This window comes from Brevibacillus sp. MS2.2 (assembly GCF_013284345.1).
In the GTDB taxonomy this organism is placed as follows: Bacteria; Bacillota; Bacilli; order Brevibacillales; family Brevibacillaceae; genus Brevibacillus; species Brevibacillus brevis_C.
Genome location: NZ_JABSUZ010000038.1, coordinates 40,941 through 51,273 on the forward strand (window position 1 = coordinate 40,941; position 10,333 = coordinate 51,273).

Genomic DNA, 10,333 nt, shown 5'->3' on the forward strand with positions numbered 1-10,333 from the left:
GGCATATGCCTCTTTTCCGGAAACCTGCATGCTTGCAAGCAACTTTACACTTGATGGGGACGAAATTAATGCATTTATATCATTTCCCCCAGCAAAGTCCGAACATATCGTATAGGGCAAGCACTCTGCAATGAAGGGGGACATGTCGATGGGAAGATTTTGGACAGATCAGGAAATTCTCGATGAGATCAGCAAACGGCGGTGGTACCATAAGATCGCGCTGCGACCCGGTATTGTCACACCCGGGATTACGCTTCTGGAAGGTATATGGAATATGACGAGACAATCCAGAGAATACATCCAATATTCGGGGAAACGCGTCCTTGATCTCGCTAGCTTTGACGGAATGTGGGCGTTTGAAGCGGAGCAAAGAGGGGCGAGTCTTGTCGTAGCTACGGACTGTATGCAGCCACTCTATTTGAATTTCGAGTTTTGCAAGAACATCCTGCAAAGCAAAGTTTTGCCGCTGTACAATACCAGCCCTTATAAACTATGGGAAGGGCTGCAAGTTTTACTGATGGACGATTTTATAGAACCACTGCCATTTCCTCAACAAATACGGCACAATCAATTTGATGTCGTCCAGCATCTTGGACTGCTCTATCATCTGCGTGATCCAATGTGGACATTGTCGCAATGCCGAAGCGTGATTAAACCAGGTGGGCACCTCTTGTTGGAAACTGCCTGTATTTTGGATACAAACCAATCGATCATGGTCTACAACGGAGCTCCTGGACAAATGAACCGGATTTATAGGGACGATACGACTTGGTGGTTACCATCCGTCCTCTGCATTGAGGAGATGCTGAAGGGCACATTGTTTGAAGTTATTCCTGAATCGGTTCGGACCATCCCCTCTGGCAAAATAAACAATTACGATGCAGGTCGTATCAGCCTCGTGGCAAGAGCCATTCCTGGCAGCTCGATCGACCCTAACTGTCACGCGGAATTGCTCCGTATTTTCCGCAATCCAGGGATCATTCCAGACTATTTGTAATGAAATCGGGTGCACAAGATCAACCATGCTTGTGTACCCGTTTTTCCATTCTTTCATAGTCTGAAGGTAGTGCATGCATTTTTATGATGGAAAGATGGGAGTGAATCTCGTGTCCCACTCACAGCAACCATTAGTGAGTATCATTACCCCCTCTTACAACCAAGGCCGGTTTATTCGTGAGACGATAAATAGCATATTGACCCAGGACTATGCAAACCTTGAGCATATCGTGGTAGATGGAGGCTCGACTGACGATACGCTCTCCATCTTGCAAGAATATGCACAAAAAGATCCGCGCTTCCGTTATATTTCCGAACCGGATCGCGGACAGTCTCATGCGCTGAACAAAGGTCTGGCAATGGCAAGAGGGGAAATCATTGGCTGGCTGAATTCAGACGACACCTATGTACCCGGCGCCATCAACATGGCTGTTCACGCTTTTGCGAGTAACCCGAGCTGGGGAATGCTTCACGGCAATTGCCAGGTGATGAACGAGTACGGTCAAGTATCCACCACCTACCCGTCAGAACAAGCTGATTCCAAGAAGTTGTATCAGAGCTGCGTGATTTGCCAGCCATCCGCTTTCATCAGGACCCACGTTTTCAGGCATATGGGGGGCGTGGATGAAAAATTGCAATTTTGCATGGATTACGACCTGTGGATGCGCATCGCCAAATTTTATCCCATCGGTTATGTGCCTCACTACTTAGGAAACGCCCGAATCCACACGACCTGCAAATCAGCTACGCAATGGCATTCTGTCGGCGTACCTGAAGTATTGCGATCACTTGCGAAAAATTATTCGTCCATCCCCAGCCATTGGATATCGTATGTTCCACAATACAAAGGCATGGGTGTACTCGACCTGTTGCGGCTCTATAAGTCCTTTCCATCTAATACAACCAGAATCACAAGCATGAATCGGGGAATGGACTTGTGGGCGCCTCCTGTCCTGCGCGCAATTGTGGAATCAGATCCGTCTGCGCCAGCTCAAATGTTGTTAGTGAAGGGCAAAATCCCTGGCTCCCCCGTAAAATTGCCAAAGCCCATTGTTTTGACTGCGCTCGTGAATGGCGTAAAAGTAAAAAGTTTTACCGTTGATAAACCCACCTTTGTCCTCGAAATTCCACTCGATCCGAATGCCACGACGATTCGTGTGGACATCGCTTCTTCCAGTGTCGGTGTACCGAGCACCCCTCAAGTCCAGCAGAGAATCGTGGGGGGATACATGGCCGAAGAGATTATTCCACTTTCGTATGACGAAGTGATCGTGTACAGAACTTTTTCAAGGAGTTAACCATTCAACTCGTATATAGCTTCGTTTCAATGACAGCCGCCGCTCCGGCTATGGCAAGCAGGAGCAACAAAGGATAGGCGGCTGGCACATACATATACAACCCAACAACCAAAGCTCCCACCCAAATTCCCACGCACCAATGGCAGCTCAACAATTTGCCTATCCATTGGCGCAACCTCCCTCCTTTAAATTGAAAGTCCCGGACCATTTGCCCCGACTCATCGGGTACATATAACACCTGGTAAAATGGGTTTCGCAGAAAAGACGTGATCTCATCAAAAACAATCAAATGCGTGAGACGAAAGCTTGCCAGCACGAGAATGATTAGGTCGATCCAAGAGAGGTCAAACATTCCACCCCCACCTCTTTCCAATATTTTGTGCTTTTCTCATTTGTTCCACATTTAGTACCATTGTGATGCGACAAACCAGAGAAAGGCGTGATGAGATGAATCGCAACATGAAAAAAATGGCAACCATCCTTTCCCTGTCCGTCCTCGTAACCATGATCGGACAACCTGCATTTGCGAAAACAAGCTTTACCTCTTTGAAAAAAGGGATGAAGAGCTCGCGCGTGCTTGAAGTGGAAAAGATGCTCGATGCACTCCATTACGACTACAAGCTGGTAGTGGACAAGACATACAACAGCTACACAGTTTATAACGTCAAAGCTTTTCAGAAAAAATACAAGCTACCGCAAACCGGAATTGTAAACAAAACCACTTACGATAAACTGAAGAGCGTGTACCAAGCTCGCAAGCAAGAGCAGCCGACACAGCCAAGCACACCTTCTAAGCCTAGCAAGCCTGCTGAGTCCAATGATTACGCTACACTGAAATTGGGTGCTAGCGGTGAGAACGTGAAGCAATTGCAAAAGATGCTCGCTGGCCTCGGATACAAAGTAACTGCCTCGGGTTATTACGATGAATCTACGCGCTTTGCCGTCATGCTATTCCAGTCGCGCAATAAACAACCGTTGACTGGTGAAGCTGATGCCAAAACCTATACGGCCATTCAAACGCAATACAAGAACAACCCAGTGCAGCCCGGGCCAGATACGAAGCCAACCACGCCAACAAATCCAACGACTCCCGTAACACCAAGCAAGCCTGAGCAACCACAAAACCCTGGTGCTGACACGCAAGTTCCTCTTCCCGCTGGTTTGACGGCTGAGGAAAAAGAAATGGTTCAGCTCGTGAATCAAGAGCGCACCAGCCGCGGACTCGCACCCTATCAAGTGGACATGCAGTTGGTGAACGTTGCACGTGTGAAAGCCCAAGAGATGGTAAGCAAAGGTTACTTTAGCCACACCTCTCCCACTTACGGCTCACCGTTTCAAATGATGGATACTTTTGGTATTCGCTATTTAGCTGCTGCTGAAAATATTGCTCAAAACCACTCTGTAAGCAGCGCTCATCAAATGTTCATGAATTCCTCCGGGCACAAAACCAATATCATGAGTCCGACATACGACTACGTAGCCATTGCTGTTGTGAATGGCGGTCCGCACGGGAAGACGTTCGTGCAAATGTTCTTGAAAAAATAGAGGCGCGGAGCGGAACGGAAAAGCCATCATTTCTACTGAAATGGTGGCTTTTCTTCCCTATTAGAAAGACACGGCGATCCGGTTATTGGCGGAAAAGTGTACCGTCTGATCGTTGCACAGCACGACACCCTCGACGACGATTCCCTTCCCCGTTTCTTGTTTCATAAAAGAAATCTGGAAGTTTTGGAACGATTCCGTCGATTCCGGTGTAATGGTTACGGGTTGGATCGGCGCTATCCAGTATTCCCCTCTCTCCATCGCTTGGGCAAACCAATCGTCTTCCAAGTATCTCCATCCTTTTAAGCCCGATGTACCTTGCACGGCCATCGTCTCCACGAGCTTCGGTGGCAATACCTGCCCTCCCATTTTAATTGAATCGACAGGCGAGACACGCAGGCAAACGATTGGATTTTTCAGTTCTACATTCCCCGTATTCTTCACCTGAAGTGTCCCAATCAACAGGTACGGCTTCTCAACTGATTCAGAGTGAATCAATGTGTAATCAAAATACACTTCTGCCGCTGTACGAATTTCAACCTGTTCAGGCACTTCTTCGACCGGATGAATGGTCACTACTTGTTCGAGCAGTTCTTCCTCTGCCAAGATCAACAGCTCTTCCCGTTCACTGTCTGATTCGCTGATTCCTTCTCTATTTGAGTCACTGGCCTCAGCAGTCGGCTGGTCACTTTCCTGAATCATGATTTGTTCCTCTGCTAATGCCTTTTCATTAGCCCCCTGCTGACTTTCCTCATCAGAGGTAAAGAGCATCGTGGAATAAAACAGCTTTAAAATGTTGGGTGGTAAAAACGCCATTGGTTGAATGTGCAATCCATTTTGGAAATACTCCAAAACCCCTGACGCTAAATGTAGCGCAATTTTTTCCGCATAAATTTTTCGCTTGTTCACTTCCGTATAAAGCGGCAACTGCAACTGGATGTGAACGATCGTTGGTTGCTTTTGGTTTTTGGTTATTTTATAGTGACACGGGATTCCTGACTGCTGCATTTCTGAACGCAAGCACTTGACCAAATCTTGCCGCTTTTCATCCTCCGACTGAAAGAAAATCAGTCTAGGTTTTTCCAGGGCCCGCATTTCCTTCAAGCTAAACCGTATGGCGACATCCGTATTTTTCGCCAGAGACGGATTGTTTTGGCTTAAGACGACCTCCATCCCGCTATCAGAGAGAAATTTTTGAACGTTCCCCAATACTTCCCACTCGTAGGCGGTCCCTCCTGAAGAGATACCTGTAAAAAGGACGCAAACTTTACCTTTCAACCCCGAATCCAGGTCCACTCTTTTATTCGTCGAATCCCACTTCAATTGAAAGCCATTTTGCTTGCAAAATAAACGAAACGCTGGCAGAGCCGCATACGGCATGGACCCGCCACGTTGACCACTGTAATATACCTCAACATCCATTTCCATCTCTCCTCACGACACTTTCCTTCAGTCCGCGATATTGTATGAATGCCTAGTGTCCAAAGTGAACATTTTTGGCGATGACTGTTCCGAAGAAGCGCTTTGCGCATACGATGCTACAGAAAGGAGTGGTCATATGCCCACCTCACAAATGCCCCTAATCTCCATTATCATTCCTGTAAAAAATGAGGGGGACAATGTGCGTTCTACCATCACTTCCCTTTTAAATACAAGAACCACCTATCCGTATGAAGTGATCGTAGTCGATGATGCCTCAACAGATAACGGTTGTCACTTTTTACAAGGCCAAGCGCAAAATGAAAAAATAAAATTAATCACAACAGAAGGCATTGGTGCTGCAGCAGCAAGAAACCTGGGTGTGAATCATGCCCGCGGCAACTACTTCATTTTTTGCGATGCCCATCTGTCTTTTGAAAACTTTTGGATCGATCGCATGATGGAGCTCATCCTTACCAAAAAAGCAGATGGCGTTGCTCCGGGAATCGCTTCCATGACGGAGCCACATAAAATTGGTTATGGGCAAAATTTGAATCAAAAGTTGGAGATCACCTGGTATCCAAAGCCAACAGGCCCGGCACAGGTTGCGATATTACCAGGGGGATGCTTCCTGGTCACTAGAGAAGCTTTTATGAAAGTCGGGGGTTTTGACCGTGGTTTTCGCATATGGGGATTTGAAGATATCGAGTTTTCCATCAAAATGTGGCTATTCGGTTATACGTGTATGGTCCAGCCATCCGTAAAAATCTTGCATTTGTTTAGGCAAGTTCATCCTTACACAGTTGCACATGAGCACATTTATTACAACATGCTTCGAATGGCGTACAGCCATTTTAGCGAGCAGCGGATTGAGGCTGCGAAAAAACTTGTGCTCTACGCAAATGCCAGTGAAATTGCGGATGATGTGCTGACTAGCGGGGCTGCCGCTCAGCGTGTTCGATACTCTGCCCAAAGAAAATTCGACGACAATTGGTTCTTTCAAAAATTTCATATTCCATTCTGACAAGATAGTGACCTAAAAAATAGGCGCATGCTCAACATGCCAAACTCCCGTTGCCCACATAGTATGTAACTGCAAAGCAAACTCCCTAGGAAAGGAAGGATTCTTACGGTGAAACATCACGTGAAGCCCATTATGGGTCGCCAGCTCCCTACACCGACGCCTACAGCAACTCCTCCTATACCGAACAACCTGCAGGAAGAGTGCATTCGCGTCAATAAGGTGTATGACTGGGTAGTATTAGCGAACAGCTACCGAAACAAGATTGCCCTTCCCGACGATTGTCAAGCTCTGGTAGACGCTGCCATTCGTGCAGGGCAAGATATCACGCTCTCCTGCGTTGAGCCAGTTACTCCTGGTCCTACTTGCAGAGTCGTCAGTATTCGCCGCGAGAACATTACAGTCAATGGGACCACTGTTCGGGTCGGAGTCGTTCGCTTTGTGTTCGGAGCCACTGTGCTCGTTCGCGTCTTCGCAGACGGGACACCTCTCTGCGAATTCACAACGACAGTGCAATTCGATCAGGAAGTCGTTCTCTGCCTGCCTGAACCGCTTGATGAGGACAATATCTTGTGCCGAATCAGTGCTTTCGAGTGCTCACCGACCGGTACTGTTCTCCTCGGAGGCATGGTTCAACTCGACGTCATTGTCTGCGTAGAAATCCAGGTAGAAGCAGAAGTCAAACTGGAAGTATTGGCGAAATTCTGCGCTCCACGTCCAAACAACATTCCAATTCCATCGCCAACGCCATCTTTCCGTTGCCCGCCGATCACATTCCCGCCACAATGCCCACCAATCTTCCCAGTACGCAACTGCGATTGCCAGGCGTCCGTCAATGCGTTGGTACCAAACGTCTCCATTTCTATTGGTATCCCACTCGCCGTTGCCGTCGGTACGATTCAGCTCATCGCAGATATCTGCCCAAGCTGCGATCCATCCAGCAGCTCGTTTACCTTTAACTTCTTTGATGCTCTCCTGCCTGATGTCCTTGGTGATCAAAGCTTCAGCTTCTCGCCAACGACTATCAGCTCTCCGACATGCATTTCCGTACTGCCTATCCTGCCAATTGTGACAGGTCTGGTCGTAACAGGTACTGGTGTACGGACATTCACAGCAACAGGCGCTCAAGAAACGCTGACCTACTCTCTGACACTCGCCGAAACAGGAATCGGCCTGCCAGACGTGATCATTCTGACACTCACAGACTCTGCTGGTGTCCTCGTCTTCAGCGGCACTATTACAGTCGTTCCAGACGAACAATTACTGGTTGCCGATTGCATCACGTTCGGAGATATTGTCATTACCACTCCGTAAGAAAAAAATATTTGTTTCCAATCAGGCGGGAGAAGACCAGCACTTCTCCCGTTTTTTCTATAGATGAACCTTCACTACAATACAGGCACCAATTCTTCCCCCGTACATATGTCTATATGGGAACGCCAGACGGAAAAAGGAGGACAACACTGTGTACAAAAGGAGAATCTCCAATGCGAATAAGCCGAAAGAAAATGAGAAGCTCCTCCTGCTAAAAAAACAAGCACACTACTACGAGGACAAAGCAAACCAACTCATGCAAGAAGTGTGGCACCTACAGAAGCAGATAGAGGAAACGTCCCAAAAAAACGGAGCATATAGAGAGCAGCTTGAACAATTGAACCAAACCCTCCACGATTTGGACAGCAAAGGGGCAGAATGGAAGCAGCGCTTAAACGATTCACAAGACATGCTTCAAGAAATGAAGAGCAAGCTCGACTACTACGAACGTCTCCTGAAACAACGGGAAAATACCATAACCGACCACCAGGAAACAGAGGCAAAACTAAAGAGTTCGATCGACAGCTTGCAAACTGAGATCAGAGAGCAACGAAAAGGTCCACGCCTTGAAGAAATCATGTCCAAACATCAAGCACAGGAAGCACACTTGCGCGAGCATATTGAATTACTCCAGCGGCGTGTACAAAGCTACGAACAAAAAGAGGCACAATGGCAAAAAGAGTTACACGAGCAAAATCAGCAGCAGCTGAGTCAAATCGAGGAGATCCTGCATGAACGCCAGCAGCATTTAGACATGATCGCACATCTGGAGCAGCAACAGCTTACATGGAAACAAGCTTTGGATCATGTAAATGAAGAGTTTGAGAGTGCGCAGATGAGGCAGCACGAACAACTATCCAAAATTGAATCATTGAATCAGCAGTTGGAGGACGCACGAGCACGGGAAGAGCAGGCACTCTCTGACCTACAGCAGCATACAGAAACAAGCGCAAATTGGGAACAGCGGGAGCAGGAACTTCACGATCTTGAGCAAGAGTTGCATGCTCAGACGCAACACCTACAAAAACGGGAACAGAAGCTTCTCGATCTTGAACAAGAGCTTCAGACGCAGTGGTTAGAATTGCATTCTCAAGCGGATCACCTGCAAACGAAAGAACAAGAGCAGCTCACTCTCAATCAAGAGCTCCAGACGAAGGGGCTAGAACTGCAATCTCAGACACAAGCTCTTCAAGCACGGGAGCAAGAGCTTCTCAGTCTTGAGCAAGAGTTACAGGGGCAAAGCCAAGAACTGCAATCCTTAAAGCATAACCTCCAGACCAAAGAACAAGAACTGCTTGTTACCGAGCAAAAGCTCGAGGCTAAGGAGCTCGAGCTGCATTCTCAAACACAAGAACTTCAAGCACAGCAGCAGGAACTTCTCGATCTTGAACAAGAGTTACAGGGGCAAAGCCAAGAACTGCAATCCTTAAAGCATAACCTCCAGACCAAAGAACAAGAGCTGCTTGTTACCGAGCAAAAGCTCGAGGCTAAGGAGCTGGAGCTGCATTCTCAAACACAAGAACTTCAAGCACAGCAGCAGGAACTTCTCAGTCTTGAGCAAGAGTTACAGGGGCAAAGCCAAGAACTGCAATCCTTAAAGCATAACCTCCACACCAAAGAACAAGAACTGCTTGTTACCGAGCAAAAGCTCGAGGCTAAGGAGCTGGAGCTGCATTCTCAAACACAAGAACTTCAAGCACAGCAGCAGGAACTTCTCGATCTTGAACAAGCGTTGCAGGGGCAAAGCCAAGAACTGCAATCCTTAAAGCATAACCTCCAGACCAAAGAACAAGAACTGCTTGTTACCGAGCAAAAGCTCGAGGCTAAGGAGCTGGAGCTGCATTCTCAGACACAAGAACTTCAAGTACAGCAGCAGGAACTTCTCGATCTTGAACAAGCGTTACAAGCACAAGGACTAGAGATGCACTCTCAGGCACAAGAACTCCTTGCACGGAAGCAGGATCTTCTCGTTCTTGAGCAAAAACTCGAGGCTAAGGGGCTAGAGCTGCATTCTCTGACGCAAGACCTCCATGCACGGGAGCAGGATCTTCACGTTCTCGAACAAGAGCTTCAGACACAAGGCCAAAACCTTCAATCCCTTGCTCATAACCTTGAGACAAAAGAACAACAGCTCCAGTCCAAAGAGCTAGAACTGCATTCTCAAACCCAAGACCTCAACGTACGGGAACAAGAACTTCTCGGTCTCGAGCAAAAGCTTCAGACACAAGGCCAAGAACTTCAATCCCTTACTCAAAATCTGCAAACGAAAGAACAACAGCTCGAGTCCAAAGAGCTAGAGCTGCATTCTCTGACGCAAGACCTCTATGCACGGGAGCAGGATCTTCACGTTCTCGAACAAGAGCTTCAGACACAAGGGCATGACCTTCAATCACTTGCTCAAAACCTCCAGACGCAAGAACAACAGCTCCAGTCCCAAGAGCTTGAACTGCATTCTCAAACACAAAACCTCAACGCACGGGAACAAGAACTTCTCGGTCTCGAGCAAAAGCTTAAGACACAAGAGCAAGACCTTCAATCCCTTGCTCAAAACCTCCAGACGCAAGAACAACAGCTCCAGTCCAAAGAGCTAGAGCTGCATTCCCAGGAAAAAAACCTTCAAGCACGGGAGCAGGACCTTCTCGATCATGAGCAAACACTCGAGGCTAAGGGGTTAGAGCTGCATTCTCTCACGCAAAACCTCAACGCACGGAAACAAGAACTTCTCAGTCTCGAACAAGAGCTG

7 protein-coding genes and 1 pseudogene are annotated in these 10,333 nt (G+C 47.6%); 6 read left to right on the forward strand and 2 right to left on the reverse strand.

Going from position 1 to position 10,333, the window contains the following annotated elements; genetic code table 11:
* Nucleotides 1-148: 148 nt before the first annotated feature.
* Nucleotides 149-997, forward strand: a complete 849-nt coding sequence (locus HP568_RS25020; protein ID WP_048032028.1) for a DUF1698 domain-containing protein — start codon at nt 149-151, stop codon at nt 995-997.
* A 109-nt stretch (nt 998-1,106) separates the two neighbouring features.
* Nucleotides 1,107-2,294, forward strand: a complete 1,188-nt coding sequence (locus HP568_RS25025) for a glycosyltransferase family 2 protein (RefSeq protein ID WP_173630531.1) — start codon at nt 1,107-1,109, stop codon at nt 2,292-2,294.
* A gap of 4 nt (nt 2,295-2,298) precedes the next feature.
* Here the strand turns inward: HP568_RS25025 and HP568_RS25030 are convergent, their stop codons facing one another.
* Complete coding sequence (locus tag HP568_RS25030; RefSeq protein WP_048032027.1) at nt 2,299-2,646, reverse strand: DUF1360 domain-containing protein; 348 nt, start codon at nt 2,644-2,646, stop codon at nt 2,299-2,301.
* Nucleotides 2,647-2,753: 107 nt separating this feature from the next.
* Between HP568_RS25030 and HP568_RS25035 the strand changes: the two genes are divergently transcribed.
* Nucleotides 2,754-3,839: a peptidoglycan-binding protein gene (locus HP568_RS25035; RefSeq protein WP_254551489.1), complete on the forward strand. Its 1,086-nt coding sequence runs from the start codon at nt 2,754-2,756 to the stop codon at nt 3,837-3,839.
* Nucleotides 3,840-3,899: 60 nt separating this feature from the next.
* Here the strand turns inward: HP568_RS25035 and HP568_RS25040 are convergent, their stop codons facing one another.
* Nucleotides 3,900-5,258, reverse strand: coding sequence for a hypothetical protein (locus HP568_RS25040; protein ID WP_048032025.1), 1,359 nt, complete (start codon nt 5,256-5,258; stop codon nt 3,900-3,902).
* A 136-nt stretch (nt 5,259-5,394) separates the two neighbouring features.
* On the opposite strand from HP568_RS25040, the gene HP568_RS25045 reads away from it, so the two are divergent.
* The 3 genes and pseudogenes from HP568_RS25045 to HP568_RS25055 form a co-directional block, all read left to right on the forward strand.
* Nucleotides 5,395-6,279: a glycosyltransferase family 2 protein gene (locus tag HP568_RS25045; RefSeq protein ID WP_048032024.1), complete on the forward strand. Its 885-nt coding sequence runs from the start codon at nt 5,395-5,397 to the stop codon at nt 6,277-6,279.
* A gap of 120 nt (nt 6,280-6,399) precedes the next feature.
* Nucleotides 6,400-7,590: a BMQ_0737 family morphogenetic spore coat protein gene (locus tag HP568_RS25050; RefSeq protein ID WP_309142239.1), complete on the forward strand. Its 1,191-nt coding sequence runs from the start codon at nt 6,400-6,402 to the stop codon at nt 7,588-7,590.
* A gap of 151 nt (nt 7,591-7,741) precedes the next feature.
* A pseudogene (locus HP568_RS25055) lies at nt 7,742-10,333 on the forward strand (hypothetical protein); the annotation flags it as partial.